Annotated in this window: 13 protein-coding genes; 10 read left to right on the forward strand and 3 right to left on the reverse strand. The window is 49.3% G+C overall.

Annotated features, from left to right (window positions below):
- The first annotated feature begins 6 nt into the window (after nt 1-6).
- The 6 genes from recF to QNM19_RS21755 all read left to right on the forward strand — a co-directional run bounded on the left by recF (nt 7) and on the right by QNM19_RS21755 (nt 7,586).
- The gene (gene recF, locus QNM19_RS21730; RefSeq protein ID WP_049863019.1) at nt 7-1,095 is read left to right on the forward strand and encodes a DNA replication/repair protein RecF; all 1,089 of its coding nucleotides are present in this window, start codon (nt 7-9) and stop codon (nt 1,093-1,095) included.
- A 12-nt stretch (nt 1,096-1,107) separates the two neighbouring features.
- Complete coding sequence (gene gyrB / locus QNM19_RS21735) at nt 1,108-3,531, forward strand: DNA topoisomerase (ATP-hydrolyzing) subunit B (RefSeq protein WP_284027202.1); 2,424 nt, start codon at nt 1,108-1,110, stop codon at nt 3,529-3,531.
- Nucleotides 3,532-3,819: 288 nt separating this feature from the next.
- Complete coding sequence (gene glyQ / locus QNM19_RS21740; protein WP_010384845.1) at nt 3,820-4,719, forward strand: glycine--tRNA ligase subunit alpha; 900 nt, start codon at nt 3,820-3,822, stop codon at nt 4,717-4,719.
- Nucleotides 4,720-4,721: 2 nt separating this feature from the next.
- On the forward strand, nt 4,722-6,791 hold the full coding sequence (gene glyS / locus QNM19_RS21745) for a glycine--tRNA ligase subunit beta (protein ID WP_049866024.1): 2,070 nt from the start codon (nt 4,722-4,724) through the stop codon (nt 6,789-6,791).
- Between the two features lie 64 nt (nt 6,792-6,855).
- Nucleotides 6,856-7,311, forward strand: a complete 456-nt coding sequence (locus QNM19_RS21750) for an early set domain-containing protein (RefSeq protein WP_049866025.1) — start codon at nt 6,856-6,858, stop codon at nt 7,309-7,311.
- Nucleotides 7,312-7,421: 110 nt separating this feature from the next.
- Nucleotides 7,422-7,586 (forward strand): hypothetical protein, encoded by a 165-nt coding sequence (locus QNM19_RS21755; RefSeq protein WP_155946288.1) that lies wholly within the window; start codon nt 7,422-7,424, stop codon nt 7,584-7,586.
- Nucleotides 7,587-7,631: 45 nt separating this feature from the next.
- On the opposite strand, the gene tusA is transcribed toward QNM19_RS21755, so the two are convergent.
- From tusA to fadB, 3 genes are all read right to left on the reverse strand, one after another.
- Entirely contained in the window at nt 7,632-7,871 is a 240-nt protein-coding gene (tusA, locus tag QNM19_RS21760) for a sulfurtransferase TusA (protein WP_049866026.1), read from the reverse strand.
- A 159-nt stretch (nt 7,872-8,030) separates the two neighbouring features.
- Complete coding sequence (gene fadA, locus QNM19_RS21765; protein ID WP_049866027.1) at nt 8,031-9,200, reverse strand: acetyl-CoA C-acyltransferase FadA; 1,170 nt, start codon at nt 9,198-9,200, stop codon at nt 8,031-8,033.
- 1 nt (nt 9,201) lies between these two features.
- Nucleotides 9,202-11,364, reverse strand: a complete 2,163-nt coding sequence (gene fadB / locus QNM19_RS21770; protein WP_049866028.1) for a fatty acid oxidation complex subunit alpha FadB — start codon at nt 11,362-11,364, stop codon at nt 9,202-9,204.
- A 355-nt stretch (nt 11,365-11,719) separates the two neighbouring features.
- On the opposite strand from fadB, the gene QNM19_RS21775 reads away from it, so the two are divergent.
- From QNM19_RS21775 to QNM19_RS21790, 4 genes are all read left to right on the forward strand, one after another.
- On the forward strand, nt 11,720-13,621 hold the full coding sequence (locus tag QNM19_RS21775; protein WP_284027203.1) for a lytic transglycosylase domain-containing protein: 1,902 nt from the start codon (nt 11,720-11,722) through the stop codon (nt 13,619-13,621).
- Nucleotides 13,622-13,751: 130 nt separating this feature from the next.
- Nucleotides 13,752-15,077, forward strand: coding sequence for a Xaa-Pro dipeptidase (gene pepQ / locus QNM19_RS21780; protein WP_284027204.1), 1,326 nt, complete (start codon nt 13,752-13,754; stop codon nt 15,075-15,077).
- Between the two features lie 68 nt (nt 15,078-15,145).
- Nucleotides 15,146-15,763, forward strand: coding sequence for a YigZ family protein (locus QNM19_RS21785; RefSeq protein WP_049865822.1), 618 nt, complete (start codon nt 15,146-15,148; stop codon nt 15,761-15,763).
- A gap of 76 nt (nt 15,764-15,839) precedes the next feature.
- Complete coding sequence (locus QNM19_RS21790; RefSeq protein ID WP_010384834.1) at nt 15,840-17,291, forward strand: TrkH family potassium uptake protein; 1,452 nt, start codon at nt 15,840-15,842, stop codon at nt 17,289-17,291.
- The last annotated feature ends 459 nt before the right edge of the window (nt 17,292-17,750 follow it).

The raw sequence follows: 17,750 nt of genomic DNA on the forward strand, positions 1-17,750 counted from the left end.
TCTTAAATGAGTTTAAATCAAATTAGCCTCAATAATTTTCGCAATATTGAGGCCCTTTCTTTTTCACCAAGCGAACAAATCAATATCATTTTAGGCGAGAACGGCAGCGGAAAAACCAGTCTGCTTGAAGCCATTTACTTCCTTTCTAATGGGCGTTCATTTAGAACGAACAAACATAAATTGATGATCCGTCATGAGCAGGATAAGTGTATTGTTCATGGTAAAAAGCAACTTCATAGTTTGTCTATCCCCATAGGTATAAGCAAAAATTTGCAGGGTGAAACACAGCTCAGGATCCAAGGTCAATCGAGTCGCAAAATCGCTGAATTGGCGCAGATCCTGCCCACCCAGGTGATCACACCAGAGAGCTACGAGCTGTTTTTTGGGGGACCAAAAGAGCGGCGAAAGTTTCTCGACCTTGGTGTGTTCCACGTGGAACATCAGTTTTATAGTGTCTGGAAAGACTTCAACAAAGTACTTAAACAACGAAATGCGTTGCTAAAAACTAAACCTGCTCAGTACCAGCTTCAGATACGTACATGGGACCGAGAATTTGTTCGTTTGGCTGAGCAAATAAATATGTTCAGAATGGCGTATATAAGTAGGTTTGAGCGCCATTTTTTTGATAAGATAGGGGAGATAAGCCCCATCTTTAAAGGCCTTGAAATGCGCTATGACGCAGGCTGGAAAGGGGAACTGGCTGAGGTGCTAAACGCCCAACTGGAGCGGGATAGCAAGCTTGGCTATACAACTAAAGGGCCACATAAAGCCGATTTTAACTTTTATGCTAATGGCCATGGCGTTGAAAATATACTGTCTCGGGGTCAGTTAAAGTTAACCCTCTATGCGCTAAAAATCGCACAGAATAACTTAATTGAGGCCGAGACCGAGAAGCAATCCATATTGCTGATCGACGATTTACCTTCGGAGTTGAGCCAGGAGACGATGCTGAGCATCGCGCATTTACTTGCAGAATGTCAGTCGCAGCTATTTATCACTGCGATAAACTCCGAAAGTATCCAGGCCATTGTGGAACCCATGAAACGAAATGTTGAGATGTTCCACGTGGAACATGGCCGCTTAATAACAAAATAATTGGAATACACCATGTCTGATAATTACGATTCATCGAGTATTAAAGTACTGAAGGGATTGGATGCAGTAAGGAAGCGTCCGGGAATGTATATCGGGGACACTGATGATGGTACTGGACTACATCACATGGTCTTCGAAGTCGTCGACAACTCTATTGATGAGGCGTTGGCAGGACACTGTGACGATATCTTCGTTACTATCCATACTGATGGCTCTGTGTCAGTTCGAGACAATGGCCGAGGTATCCCAACGGAACTGCACCCTGAAGAAGGGGTGTCAGCGGCAGAAGTCATCATGACCGTGCTACATGCTGGTGGTAAATTCGATGACAACTCATATAAAGTATCAGGTGGCCTACACGGCGTAGGTGTTTCTGTTGTAAATGCACTATCAGAAAAACTACAACTAACAATTCGCCGTGATGGCAAAGTGCATCAGCAGAAATACACTATGGGTGTACCAGATGCGCCACTGGGTGTAATTGGTGAAGCTGAGAGCACGGGAACTGAGCTGAGATTTTGGCCGAGTGCAGAGACTTTCTCTGATACCAACTTCCATTATGATATTTTGGCAAAGCGACTACGCGAACTGTCTTTCCTGAACTCAGGGGTAAGTATCATCCTGAGTGATGAGCGTGAAGAGAACAAGCAAGATCATTTTAAGTATGAAGGTGGTATTCAGGCATTCGTTGAATACCTGAACCGTAAAAAAACGCCTGTTCACCAAAATGTATTCAACTTCACTTCAGAACGCGAAGACGGCATTAGTGTTGAAGTATCCATGCAGTGGAATGATGGATTCCAGGAAAATATTTACTGCTTTACAAACAACATCCCTCAGCGAGATGGCGGTACACACTTAGCGGGTTTCCGTAGTGCCCTGACTCGTACGCTAAACAACTACATGGAAAAAGAAGGCTTTAACAAGAAAGCTAAAACAGCAAGCAACGCGACTGGTGATGACGCGCGTGAAGGCTTAACGGCTGTCGTGAGTGTTAAAGTGCCTGATCCAAAATTTTCGTCTCAGACTAAAGACAAGCTTGTTTCAAGTGAGGTGAAGGGTGCGGTTGAACAAGCAATGGCTGAGAAGCTAACAGAGTATCTACTGGAAAATCCGGGTGATGCTAAAACAGTTGTAAGCAAAATCATTGATGCAGCACGTGCCCGTGAAGCCGCACGTAAAGCGCGTGAAATGACTCGTCGTAAAGGCGCTATGGATTTAGCTGGCCTACCTGGCAAGCTTGCTGACTGTCAGGAACGTGATCCGGCAGAATCTGAACTCTACATCGTGGAGGGTGATTCAGCAGGTGGATCGGCCAAGCAGGGCCGTAACCGTAAGAACCAGGCTATTTTGCCACTGAAAGGTAAAATTCTGAATGTCGAAAAGGCACGTTTCGATAAGATGCTGTCTTCGCAGGAAGTTGCCACACTGATCACTGCACTGGGTTGTGGTATTGGCCGTGACGAATACGATCCGGAAAAACTGCGTTATCACCGCATTATTATCATGACCGATGCGGACGTCGACGGCTCGCACATTCGTACACTGCTGTTGACCTTCTTCTATCGTCAAATGCCAGAGATCATCGAGCGTGGTTATGTTTATATTGCTCAGCCGCCACTGTATAAAGTGAAAAAAGGCAAACAAGAGCGCTATATTAAAGACGATCACGGTCTGACAGACTACCTGACAACGTTAGCCTTGGATGGTGCCAGTATCTACTCGAGCGAGGGCGCAGAGGCCGTTTCCGGTAATCGTCTTGAAAATATGGTTCATGATTATCAGAAAACCATTGACGTGATTGAACGTCTGACACGTAAGTACCCGCGTGCCATGATGTCTCGTCTGTTATATCAGAATGAGCTTAGTGAAGCAGACCTGAGTGATGAAGCGAAAGTTAAAAGCTGGGTTCAAGCATTCGTTACTGATCTGGACAAACATGATGAAGACGCCACTATATACAATGCGGAAGTAAGCTATGATGACGAACGTCACATGTACTACCCAGTTGTTAATATTCGCCAGCACGGTGTTGATAAAGCTTATACACTGAACTACGACTTCATTACCTCGAAAGACTATGTTCGCATTGTGAATACAGGTAAGTCGGTTGCACACTTGATTGGTGAAACGGGTTATGTACAGCGCGGTGAAAAAACACAGCCTGTTGATACATTTGCTGAATCACTGGATTGGCTGATCTCAGAGTCCAAGCGTGGCTTGTATACACAACGTTATAAAGGACTGGGTGAGATGAACCCAGACCAACTTTGGGAAACCACAATGGATCCGGCAGCGCGTCGCATGTTACGTGTGACCATTGAAGATGCCATTGCAGCTGACCAGTTGTTTGCAACCCTGATGGGTGATCAGGTGGAACCACGCCGCGATTTCATCGAGCAAAACGCATTGCGCGTTGTGAACCTGGATGTATAAACAAGTTACCGCTTGTCGATAAATTCCAAAAAGCCACTCCACAGCGAGTGGCTTTTTCCGTTTCATACGCGCACTTTGACTTTTTGTTTGATATTTGAAGCCTAACCTGAGCCAGCAAACAGAGGGTGGGAAGCGCGGTTTTTTACGTGCTTTTTTAGTGATAACGCTTAAAACGGCGTGACGCTCGCGGTATACTGAGCATAATTTTCAGACATTATTAGCCCAGACTGGCCACTGTTTTGAGTACGCCACACTGGGTTCCATGTACCATACAAAAATAAGCCAACTATGCAAAAATACGATATCAAAACCTTCCAAGGGTTGATCCTGGCTTTACAGGACTATTGGGCACAGCAAGGCTGTGTTATTGCGCAACCACTGGATATGGAAGTGGGTGCGGGCACGTTTCATCCGCTGACTTTCCTTAAGTCGATTGGCCCGGAGCCAATGTCGAGCGCATATGTACAACCTTGTCGTCGTCCGACTGACGGTCGTTACGGTGAAAACCCAAACCGCCTGCAGCATTATTATCAATTTCAGGTGGTCTTGAAGCCGTCGCCTGAAAATATTCAGGAGCTATATCTGGGCTCGCTGGAAGCACTTGGTATCGATACCCTGACCCATGAAGTGCGTTTCGTAGAAGATAACTGGGAATCACCGACGCTGGGTGCCTGGGGTCTGGGTTGGGAAGTCTGGCTCAATGGTATGGAAGTGACTCAGTTCACTTACTTCCAACAGGTGGGAGGCCTTGAATGTGCGCCAGTTACTGGTGAAATCACCTACGGTTTGGAACGTCTGGCAATGTATATACAAGGTGTGGACAGCATTTATGATCTGGTCTGGACCGATGGTCCTATGGGCCGTGTGACTTATGGCGATGTGTTCCATCAGAACGAAGTTGAACAGTCGACTTACAACTTTGAACATGCGGATGTTGACGCCTTGTTCAAGCAGTTCGATCAGTGTGAACTGGAAAGCCAGAAGCTGATCGAAGCGGGACTGCCTTTACCAGCCTATGAGCAGGTAATGAAGGCATCGCATGCATTCAATCTGTTGGATGCCCGTCATGCGATTTCTGTGACAGAACGTCAGCGTTATATTTTACGCGTGCGTGCGCTGTCTAAAGCCTGTGCTCAGGCTTATTATGAGGCCCGTGAGGCACTCGGATTCCCGCTTTGTAAGGATTAATCATGACCACAGAAAATCTACTTATTGAAATTGGTACTGAAGAGTTACCACCAAAAGCCTTACGTAAGCTGGCAGAATCCTTTGCTGACAATATGCAGGCTGAACTGACCGGCCTTGAGCTGGCATTTGAAGATATTAGCTGGTATGCGTCACCGCGTCGTCTGGGTTTAAAAATCGCGAACTTGCAAACCCAGCAACAGGACAAAGTGGTTGAAAAGCGTGGCCCGGCAACCAAAGCCGCTTTCGATGCCGACGGTAATCCGACCAAAGCCGCTATGGGCTGGGCACGTGGCTGTGGTATTGAAGTATCAGAAGCCGAAACAATGGAAACCGACAAAGGTGCCTGGTTGTTGCACCGTGCTACCGTTGCAGGTCAGCAGGCCAGCGCGCTGTTATCTGATGCTATTGCCAAGTCACTGGCTAAGTTGCCGATCCCAAAACCAATGCGTTGGGGTGCCAATAAGACGCAGTTTATCCGTCCGGTTCACACTGTTGCTGCCTTACTGGGCGGTGAAATTGTGCAGGGTGAAGTCCTGGGTAAAGCCATTTCAAATCAGCTACAGGGCCACCGTTTTCACCACCCTGAACGTGTGAGCATCAATCATGCCGATGAGGCATTTGATACGCTGAAAGGGGCCTATGTCATCGCTGACTATGAAGCACGTAAAACGCTTATCCGTGAACAGATCAATGCTGAAGCGGACAAGCTGGGTGCGGTTGTTGCGATGGATGAAGATCTGCTGGAAGAAGTAACTGCCCTGGTAGAGTGGCCGGTTACTTTGGTGGCCTCATTCGAGGAAGAGTTCCTGTCAGTCCCTGCTGAAGCGTTGATATACACCATGAAAGACGACCAGAAATACTTTCCGCTACTGGATAAGTCAGGTCAGCTTATCAACAAGTTCCTGTTTGTATCAAACATTGAAAGTAAAGATCCAAGTGTGGTCATCTCTGGTAATGAGAAAGTGGTTCGTCCTCGTCTGGCGGATGCACAGTTCTTCTTTGAAACGGATAAGAAGAAAACACTGGAAAGCCGTCTGGAATCATTAGGCACTGTGTTGTTCCAGAAACAGCTAGGCACATTGAAAGACAAGTCAGAGCGCATTGCCGCGTTGGCTGGTTTTATTGCCGAGCAATTGGGCTCAGATAAAGCGTTAGCAGAACGCGCTGGCCTGTTAAGTAAAACAGATCTGATGACCGAAATGGTCATGGAGTTCACCGATGTGCAGGGTGTAATGGGTATGCATTACGCACGTATTGACGGTGAAGCCGAAGAGGTGGCGGTGGCGCAGAATGAGCAGTATATGCCGCGCTTTGCTGGCGATGCTTTGCCTTCAAACCCGATCAGCTGCGCAGTCGCACTGGCTGATAAGTTTGATACCCTGGTGGGGATCTTTGGTATTGGTCAGACGCCAAAAGGTGACAAAGACCCGTTTGCCCTGCGTCGTGCTGCCATTGGTGCATTACGCATCATGGTTGAGAAAGAGCTGGAGCTGGACATTCATGCGCTGGTTGAAAAGTCTCGTGCTTTGTTCGGCGACAAGCTGACCAACGACAATGTTGGTGAAGAGGTCTTTGAGTTCATGCTGGGCCGCTTCCGTGCCTGGTATCAGGATGAAGGCATTGCGGTCGATGTGATCCAGGCGGTATTGGCACGTCGTCCTTCTCAGCCGGTTGACTTTGACCGTCGCGTTAAAGCAGTGAGCCACTTCAGAACACTGGAGCAGGCAGAAGCACTGGCCGCAGCCAACAAACGCGTTAACAATATTTTGGCGAAGAATAATGTCACCAGCGACGCTGAGGTGAATTCTGCGTTGTTGTCTGAAGCGGCAGAGCAGCAGCTGGCCCAGGAAGTCGCTGCGCTGACTGCCGAACTGGCACCGGTTTATGCGCAAGGGGATTATCAGCAAGCACTGACCCGACTGGCAAGCCTGCGCGAAGCGGTCGATAACTTCTTTGATAATGTCATGGTCATGGCTGACGACGAAGCGGTTAAGCAAAACCGTCTGGCGTTACTCAGCCAGCTGAGCCGTTTGTTCCTCAATACGGCGGACATCTCTGTCTTGCAGAACTAAGACAGACACGCTTAAAACAAGCCAGCCTTCGTGCTGGCTTTTATTTTTGTGATCGGGATTAACAATGAAACAGCACATCATTGCCTTGATAATGGCATTGGGGTTGAGTGCCTGTACGACGGCACCTCATCAGTCAACGAATAATTCAAGTGAGCAACAAGTCACAAGCAATGCGTCTCCAGCCATGGACAGACCTATGTATTTGCGCGGCGACTTTACTTTGTGGGATGCCGACGAAGTTTACCGGTTGACGCAGACCCAGACGGGGCTGTACAGCGTACGGGTTCGCTTTATGAGCCCGGGAAAAGTGTATGAATTTAAAATTGCGGATGCGAAATGGACGCCAGGTTATAACTGCGGCTTTCGCTATAATGGCAAAGTGAACCTGGGCAAACCGGTTGTTGCGGACTGTGACACTGTGTACAACTACTTTGCTTTTATGCCAGATAGAAAAGGCTGGTACCGTATTTCACTGGACTCAAGAGGCGCAGTGCCAAAAGTCATAGTCCAGCGCGATTAAGCCGGGACTGCACAAAACGAAGTGTGCAGTTTTTTCGCTTGAATATTGTACTTTCTTAATTGTTTTGATATTGTGAACCTTGAGTTAAATAAAATAAACAAGGAAAAACAATGAAAATAAAACTAAATAAAAAAGCAGTTAAAAATCTATCTGATAAGCAAGTTATTGGGCAGCAGGCGACTCCTGCGATCAATGGGGGTGGCGGTCCACAGCAAGAATTAGCGACCTGGCACCGTGGTTGGATATCTTGTATCGAATGTCCAATTCTCGTGTAGTACACGCATTGATATAGCTGGTGGGGCTCCTCACCAGCTCAAAAATCATTTCCCTTTCTTTAGCAGGTAGCGGTAAGGAAGGTCATCCACTTCTTTGGCTACCAAAGTGTGATCCATAAACTCACAAAAGCTGGGAATATCCCGGGTCGTTGACGGGTCATCGGCCAGAATCAACAGGGTTTCACCGTCCTGCATTTTTCTTACTTTACCACGGATCATCATCACGGGTTCAGGACAACGCAAGCCAATCGCATCAAGAGTGTGGTCAGTGTTGTCAAAGTTCATGGCTGTGTCCCCGATAAATAAAACGCCTATTCTAGCGCGCCTTGTATAACAAATAAATACTCGTGTGAACGGGTCGCTGTCTGGATATAAAAAAGGCAAGCTACGGTATGCAGCTTGCCTTGGTCACCAAGTTAAAATGGTTAGGGAATCGCGAATTGGTTAGTCGTCAACGCGTTCAAACACGGTGGCGATACCCTGGCCCAGACCAATACACATGGTCGCCAGCCCATATTTCGCACCTTTGTCTTCCATAATATGGATTAAGGATGTGCTGATCCGTGAGCCCGAACAGCCCAGAGGGTGGCCCAGTGCAATCGCGCCACCATTGAGGTTTACTTTCTCGTCGGCAACATCCAGTAAGCCAAGGTCTTTCAGAACCGGCAATGACTGTGCAGCAAACGCTTCATTCAGCTCTGCTACATCGATATCTTCAATGCTCAGACCTGCCTGCTTCAGCGCTTTCTGACTGGCAGGAACCGGGCCATAACCCATGATGGATGGATCGCAGCCTGCAACTGCCATTGACTTGATGCGTGCACGGATCGGCAGGCCCAGTTCTTTGGCTTTTGACTCACTCATAACCAGCATGGCTGAAGCACCATCTGACAGAGCAGATGACGTACCTGCTGTGACTGTGCCAGAAGCCGGATTGAATACCGGACGTAACTGGCTCAGGCCTTCCATGGTGGTTTCCGGGCGGATCACTTCGTCGTGTTCAACCAGCACCGGTGCACCATCGGTATCGTGACCTTCCATCGGTAAAATTTCACGAGCGAAACGGCCTTCGACAGTGGCTGCGTGAGCGCGCTGATGTGAGCGAACCGCAAAGGCATCTTGCTGCTCACGGTTAATACCGTGCAGGGTAGCCAGGTATTCCGCAGTCAGACCCATGACACCCGCAGCTTGTGCAACCGAAGTCGACAAACCCGGGTGGAAGTCATTACCGTGCGTCATCGGGACATGGCCCATGTGCTCCACACCACCGATCAGGTAAGTATCGCCAGCGCCAGTCATGATCGCGCGTGCGGCATCATGCAGTGCCTGCATGGAAGAACCACACAAGCGGTTTACCGTGACCGCAGGTACTGTATGTGGAATGCCAGCCAGCAGGGCGGCATTACGGCCCACGTTGAAGCCTTGCTCCAGGGTTTGTTGTACACAACCCCAGTAAATGTCATCGATAGAATCCGGTGCCACAGCCGGGTTGCGATCCAGCAGCCCTTTCATCAAGTGGGCACTCAGATCTTCAGCTCGTTTGTGTTTGAACACGCCAGCTTTGGAGCGGCCCATTGGCGTACGAATACAATCTACGATTACAGCCTGTTCCATGTTACTGACCCTCCACTTTGTAGAATACTTTACCGGCAGCTGCCCACTCACGGGTTTGTTCCGACACCTGATAGATTTCGCCTAAATGTGCGTACTTGTCGGCGATTTTCACGAACTCCGCCAGACCTAGTTGATCCAGATAACGGAATGCGCCACCACGGAACGGCGGGAAACCAATACCGTAGATCAGTGCCATATCGGCTTCTTGTGGTGAGGCAACGATGCCTTCTTGCAGACACAGCAGGACTTCGTTGATCATCGGTACCATACAGCGCTCGATGATGGTTTGTTTGTCAAATTGTGCCGGTGCATCACAAATTTCGCTCAGCAGGGCAACGGCGTCGGCATCTTTGCTCTTCTTCAGGCGACCTTTGCGATCTGGTGCATACTGGTAGAAACCTTTCTGGTTTTTCTGTCCAAAGCGATTTGCGTTGGCCAGGTGGGCAACTGGGTCTTTGTCCTGACGTGCCATGCGGGTTGGGAAACCATCCGCCATCACGCCGGTACAGTGATTGGCTGTGTCGATCCCAACAACGTCCAGCAGGTAAGCCGGTCCCATTGGCCAGCCAAAGACATTTTCCATGACTTTGTCGACTTGCGTGAAGTCAGCACCCTCTACGACCAGCTGGCTGAAGCCAGCAAAGTAAGGGAACAAGACACGGTTAACAAAGAAGCCCGGACAGTCATTCACAACGATTGGCGACTTGCCCAGCTTCAGTGCGTAGTCGACAACAGCTGCAACGGTGTCATCTGAGGTTTTTGCACCGCGAATGATCTCAACCAACGGCATTTTAGGCACCGGGTTAAAGAAGTGCATACCACAGAAGTGTTCAGGACGCGCCAGTCCTTCTGCCAGTTCATCGATGCGAATGGTTGAAGTGTTCGAGGTCAGGATAGTGCCAGCGGGTAGTTGCTGCTCAAGGCCCGCTAGTACGGTTTTCTTGATCTGTGGGTTTTCGACAACCGCTTCAACGATGATGTCACTGCCTTCCAGGTCACGGTCATTCAGCGTCGGCTTGATCTGTGCCAGCGTGCCAACCATTTTGTCCAGCTTCATGTGACCACGCTCGACTTTTTTGCCCAGCAACTTAGCCGCTTCGCCCATACCTAAGTCCAGCGCACCCTGACTGATGTCTTTCATGACAATCGGTGTGCCTTTATACGCCGACTGGTAAGCGATACCGCCACCCATGATGCCAGCACCCAGAACGGCAGCTTGCTTGATGTCTGTCTGACTTTGTTTCGCCTGTTTCTTGGCAACGCCTTTGATGTACTGATCGGCCAGGAAGATCCCGGTTTGTGCCGCTGCTTCTGCGGTTTTAGCCAGTTTGGCGAAGCTTGCGTTTTCGACTGCCATCGCTTCATCGCGACCCATATTGGCAGCAGCTTTGATGGTTTTAACTGCCATCACAGGTGCCGGGTAGTGGCCTTTGGTTTTGGCCATGACCATACCTTCGGCCATCGCAAAGCTCATGCCTTGCTCAACGCGGTTCATTTTCAGCGGGTCGAGCTTGATTTGGCGCTTAGCGCGCCAGTCCAGCTTACCGGCAACGGCTTGCTCCATGGTACGCAGTGCGGCGTCCATCAGCTTGTCCTGGGCGACGACGGCATCCACTGCGCCGACTTTTAGCGCGTCAGCTGCGCGGTTTTCTTTACCTGTGGTGATCCAGGTCATCGCGTTGTCCGCACCAATAAGGCGTGGCAGACGTACGGTACCACCAAAGCCTGGCATAATGCCCAGCTTCACTTCTGGCAGGCCAATTTTAGCGCTGTCAGAGGCAACACGATAATCGGTAGCAAGTACCCACTCACAACCACCGCCCAGTGCCAGACCATTGACCGCAGACAAGGTTGGGAAAGGTAAATCTTCCAGGGCATCAAATACGTCGGTGGCTGCTTTGATCCATTCAACCAGCTCGGCTTCCGGGCGGTCAAAGGTGGGCAGGAATTCGAAAATGTCGGCACCAACAATAAAGTGGTCTTTGTCGGAGCTAAAAATCAGGCCGTCGATGTCATCACGTTGTGCCAGCTCTTTGAGCGCCGCATGACAATCTTGCAGGGTTTGCTGAGATAATTTATTGACCGAGCCTGGCAAACAAAACTTAAACTCAGCGATTTTGCCTTTGTAGAAATCCACAACAAAGGACTCGCGTTTCATTAACATACATGTTCTCCCGTGTTTTTACACTGGTACGATGAGTTGTCATTTCATTCAGTGTGGCGTCTTTAAAAGAAAATTGCAATGAAAAATTTACCGCAGGTTTACTGCAAAGGGTTAGGCACAATGCTAAGGTGGTTTGGCTGATTATTTTCCGGATGACAAGGTTTGTCCGGACGTTAAGCCTTGGGCAAGTTGTCACACAATAGTCTGGTGTTTAACACACGACTGTTTGGGGTACACAGTGCGCCCGGGCAGGGAACTCACAGAAAGGAAGGTGTTTTGGTGTGGGCCTTATCTAGTTGCATTTTTGACACGCCAGAACATTAACTGACAATCAAGAGAATGAAAGTTAAGCACTATGAAATTATGGTCTAGTCGTTTTGCTGTCACGTGCCTAGCAGTGTGCAGCGGGGCCTGGAGTCACCTGGGACAGGCTGCGGATCCGCATCAGGCGTTTAAAGACGCAGAGCGCGTAGCGTGGAGTGGCAATTATCAGGCTTTTAAAAAGTCGCTGGCTGAGCTCGATCATCCCCTCAAGCCTTATGTTGAGGCAACCTTCTATAAACGCCACCCAAAGCTCAAATATCAGGACGAAATAGGGCGGTTTTTGTCGATTTACGATCATACGCCATTGGATTGGATGGTACGAAAGAGTTGGTTGAATTATCTCAAGCGTCGCAACAAGAAAGCCCTTTTTATAGAACATTATCAGGACACCACCAATGCGGATCTGAAATGTACCTACTTACAGTTCCAGCTCGACCTGGGCGCGCCACAGAAAGCCATTTTGGATCAGGTAGAGCCATTGTGGGTTGTCGGTAAGTCTCAACCCAAAGCTTGCGATAAATTGTTTAGCCGCTGGCAAAAAGCCGGGTATCGGACACAAGCGCTGGTGTGGCAAAGGATCACGCACGCCGCACAGGGCGGTCAGGCATCGTTACTGAAGTATTTAAAAACCTTGCTGCCTCGCAATGAAGCCTATTTGGCAGATCTGTATCTTAGCGTACGGCGCGACCCCAGTGCATCAGCTGGTCTTTACCGATATAAGCAGCGCTCTGCCAAAGAAGCGGAGATAGCCGTTTATGGTGTCCGGCGTTTGATCTGGCGTGATCCTAAACTGGCATTGCGCGCCTGGGATAAATTGCAGGGCATGTTTACCTTTACTCAGGCACAGCAGGACAGTGTGGCATATCGGTTTGCCCTGGCACTGGCTTCAAAAGGGCATGAGCAGGCAAAGTTCTGGCTAAATAAGGTGCCCCCGGAATTACAAGATAAGAAACTGCGTCAGTGGCTGATGAGTAACATGCTTAAAGAGCAGGATTGGGAAGGGATCGCCGTGCTGTTTACGGGCATGGAAAATCTCAGTCATGGTCAGACATACTGGCTGGGCTATAGCTATGCCAAACGTAATCAGACGGAAAAGGCGCAAGCTCTGTGGCGACAGATTGCATCGAAGCGTGATTACTATGGCTTTCTTGCTGCTGCGCGCCTTGATCTGCCTGCGCAACTCAATGCTGAGCCGCTGAATGTGCCGCCGAGCATTGTGGCCAAGGTCTCGGAAGCGCCTGGCTTTAAAAGGGCAAAAGCGCTTTATGAACTGGAGCGCTTTACCGCAGCGCGTCGAGAGTGGAATTATTTGACCAATACCTCCAGTACCGCGGAAAAACTGGCGGCGTCGTTACTGGCCGCTGAACTCGATTGGTATGACAGCACCATTTATACGCTGGCTCAGATCAAAGCCTGGAACTATGTAGACTTACGTTTTCCAATGGCATTTGACGATTTGTTTGTTCGCTACAGCGAACGCAATAAAGTTGATTTGGCGTGGAGCTTTGCGATTGCCCGCAGAGAAAGTTCATTCGCGCCCGATGCGCGCTCTCATGCCGATGCATATGGTTTGATGCAGCTGCTGCCCAGCACCGCGAAGTATGTGGCTAAGTCACGGGTATCGACACGTCAATTAATGAAACCGGCGACCAATATTCGTCTGGGTACCGATTATCTTGATTACCTGAAAGGGAAGAATAAAGGCAATGAGATCCTGGCCACGGCCTCTTACAATGCCGGTTTTCATCGGGTGAAGCGCTGGATCCCACAAGAGGCTATGCCTGCGGAGTTATGGATCGAATTGATCCCGTACCGGGAAACTCGGGACTATGTTAAAAATGTCATGGCGTATCGTCAGGTTTATCACGCCAAGTTAGGCCGTGAGGGCAACATTCTGGCCGGCATTCTTGATATGCAGATCGGTGGTAAGTAAAGCGCGCAACCTGCCCAGTTGTCGGTTTGTCTCGCGATAGCGAGGCTGGCCGCGGCCCGCTTTACTTCTTTAAACCTGTGGCGCTATGTTAGACTCAGTGACAAGCGAATTAAATAAAATGGGTACACCAATGGAACAATTAGCAAATTTGTATGCCGAGCATATCGCAACGCTGCAACAGCGTACGAAGACCATAATTGAACGTGAGAATCTGGACGGGCTCGTGATCCACTCCGGGCAGGCCAAGCGCCAGTTTCTGGATGACATGTATTATCCGTTCAAGGTGAACCCGCAATTCAAGGCGTGGTTACCGGTCATCGATAATCCACACTGTTGGCTGGTCGTGAATGGCACTGATAAACCTAAATTGATTTTCTATCGTCCTGTGGATTTCTGGCACAAAGTACCGGACGAGCCGAGTGACTATTGGGCTGATTATTTTGACATTCAATTGCTGCTTCAGCCCGATCAGGTTGAACAATACTTACCGTACGATAAAGCTAACCTGGCTTATATTGGTGAGTATCTTGAAGTGGCACAAGCACTCGGATTTACGCAGGTGAACCCGGAGCCGGTGATGAACTATTTGCATTTCCACCGCGCCTACAAGACCCACTATGAACTTACCTGTTTACGCGAAGCAAATCGCCTTGCAGTGCTGGGCCACAAAGCCGCACGCGATGCCTTTTATGCCAAAGAGTCTGAGTACGGTATTCAGCAGGCCTATTTGCAAGCCACTGAGCACATGGAAAATGACACGCCGTACGGCAACATTGTGGCGTTAAACGAGAATTGTGCGATCTTGCATTACACACATTTTGAGCGTCGTGCGCCGCAGCAGCACTTATCTTTCCTGATTGATGCAGGGGCTAACTTCAATGGTTACGCATCTGACATTACGCGTACTTATGATTTTGCGCGTCAGGGAGAGTTTTCTGATCTTATCCAGGTGATGAATACCCATCAGATTGAGTTAGGTCAGGGATTACAACCGGGTAAGCTATATGGCGAGTTGCACCTGGACTGCCACAAGCGCATAGCTCAGGTGCTGGTGGATTTTGATCTGGTGCGTGGCCTGAGCGTTGACGGGATCCTAGCGCAGGGCATTACATCGACGTTCTTCCCGCATGGTCTGGGTCACCACCTGGGCTTGCAGGTTCATGACATGGGCGGTTTTATGGCGGATGAACTGGGGACGCATCAGGCACCACCAGAAGGGCACCCGTTCTTGCGCTGTACACGTAAGATTGAAGCTGATCAGGTATTTACCATTGAACCTGGTTTGTATTTTATTGACTCTCTTTTGGGTGATCTGGCGCAAACTGACAACAAACAGTACGTTAACTGGGATAAAGTCGACGCGTTCAAGCCATACGGCGGGATCCGCATCGAAGATAATATCATTGTCCATGATGACCGCCTGGAGAATATGACCCGGGATCTGACGCTGGATTAAGACAGCGTCGGAGTTAACTGTGTTAAACTGGGAGCCTTGTGCTCCCCGTGTTGTTTTGTTGAATTCTCATGTCTGAATACGCCATTCCAAGCAGTACCATTTCACATCACGAAGAAATTAAGAAAAGCACGTTTATCGTGCACATTGCCCATACGCCCACCTTAGAGGATGCTAAGGCATTTATCCGTGCTATTAACGAGCAATATCCGGATGCCCGGCATAATTGCTGGGCCCATATTGCCGGTGCGCCGGGTGGCAGCCATGTGTTGGGCTTTTCAGATGATGGGGAACCCAATGGCACGGCCGGTAAACCGATGCTAAATGTGTTGCTGGGCTCCGGACTGGGAGAGATCACCGCCGTGACCACACGTTATTTCGGGGGCATCAAGCTTGGCACAGGGGGGTTGGTGCGCGCTTATGGCGGGACACTTAACAATGCGCTGGACACACTGCCGACGCAAATTAAGATCCCCGCCACTACCTTAGTGGGTGAATCTGACTATGGCCTGCAGGGGAGTATAGAGCAGCACCTTACTAGCCAATACACCGTGCTTAATATAGATAAGCAGTATGGTGCGTCTATCTCCTGGGAGATTGAACTGGATAGTCGTGAAGCAAAAACAGCGATTGCGTCGGTGCATGATCTGACGCATGGTGCTGTGTCATTCAGGCTCAAAGCGTCCTGAGGCGGGTTTCGCGGTTTACTAACTGAGTGATGTATTAGACAATCAGGTGTAATTACAATAACTCGCGAATCGCGCCATGCAATTTCGTACCATTATAAAGATACTCGGACAGCTTGTAGCGCTCTTTAGTCTGACTATGGTGCCACCGGCTCTGGTGTCTTTGATCTATAAGGACGGCGGTGGTGTGCCGTTTGTCCTGGCATTTATCTTTAGCGTGCTGATTGGCCTGATGGCCTATTACCCAAACCGCAAAGAGCAGGGCGATCTGAAAGCCAGAGAGGGCTTCCTGATCGTGGTCTTGTTTTGGCTGGTACTGGGGGCTTTTGCGGCTGTGCCGCTGATCTTTTTGAGTGAACCCAATCTGTCGTTTGCCGATGCGGTTTTTGAGGCGTTTTCTGGCCTGACAACCACGGGCGCAACGGTATTAACGGGTATTGAATACTTACCTAAATCAGTTCTTTTTTATCGCCAGCAATTGCAATGGCTCGGTGGTATGGGGATCATTGTTTTGGCCGTTGCGGTATTGCCAATGCTAGGCGTTGGTGGCATGCAGCTATACCGGGCGGAGACACCCGGCCCGGTTAAGGACTCGAAAATGACCCCCCGGATAGCCGATACCGCCAAGCATTTATGGTATATCTATGTGACACTGACTCTGGCCTGTACGCTGGCTTATGCCTGGGCCGGAATGAGCTGGTTCGATGCCATCTGCCATGCGTTTGCGACGATTGCCATTGGTGGGTTCTCGACCTATGACGCCTCAATAGGCCACTTTGACAGCCCGATGATCAATGCCATTTGTGTGTTCTTCCTGCTCATTGCCGCCGCCAACTTTTCACTGCATTATGCCGCCGTGGCGGGTCGCAACATTAAAGTTTACTTCAGAGACCCTGAGCTCAAGGTTTTTCTGTTTATTCAGCTTGCGCTGGTGGTGTTATGTTTTGCGGTGCTGTCGTCTAAGCAGGTATATAGCAATGGTGACGAAACGCTGGATCATGCACTGTTTCAGGCGGTCTCTATCAGTACCACCGCGGGCTTTGCCACAGACAGCTTTGCGGCCTGGCCTTTATTCCTGCCTATTTTGCTGATCTTTTCCAGTTTCATTGGGGGTTGTGCCGGTTCTACGGGCGGCGGCATGAAAGTGGTGCGAGTTTTCTTGCTTTACTTACAGGGGATCCGAGAGCTGAATCGTCTGGTTCACCCTCGTGCCATATATTCCATTAAACTGGGGCGTAAAGCGCTTCCCGATAAAGTAGTCGAAGCTGTATGGGGATTTTTCTCGGCCTACGCCTTGGTCTTTGTGATCATCATGATTGCTTTGCTGGGCACCGGGCTGGACAATATCACAGCGTTTTCAGCAACCGCGGCATGTTTAAATAACCTTGGCCCGGGTTTGGGTGATGTCGCGGCACATTATGGGGATATCCCCGACTCAGCGAAATGGATTTTAACCTTGGCCATGGTATTCGGCCGTCTCGAAATTTTCACCCTGTTAGTACTGTTCACCCCCACGTTCTGGCGTGGGTGAGGCACGGTCGCTATGCGACGACGAGTGACTTAATGTCACTCGGAGAGTGCCGAACGCGAGGCCGTGGATGGCCGAGCCGGAATACACCGCCATGGATGGCTTTCTGCACCAATCTAAACTGGCTAGCCGAGCTGTGGAAGGTTGATCTATCCCTGTCGTAAGCACTGCCAATCGAACGAGGGGCCCGAAGTATCGACGGGTTAGCTTGTTTCATCACTTATCCAAAAGGCCGGTCCGACTCTTTCGTTGCTGCCACAGCGTAAGACTAGTCTGTTGTTCAGCATGCTTCCCAAGCAAATCTTAATGACCTAATAAAGGTATGTTTGTAAATTTTTTAATATTTATTTTTCTGACTTTTACATTTCAAAATAATTACAATTCCATTTAAATCATAGATATACGTTGTTTTATATAAGGTTGTGTATTAGCTCGATTAACGCTGGTTAAAAAAATATATCA

Source organism: Pseudoalteromonas ardens (assembly GCF_030125445.1).
In the GTDB taxonomy this organism is placed as follows: domain Bacteria; phylum Pseudomonadota; class Gammaproteobacteria; order Enterobacterales; family Alteromonadaceae; genus Pseudoalteromonas; species Pseudoalteromonas ardens.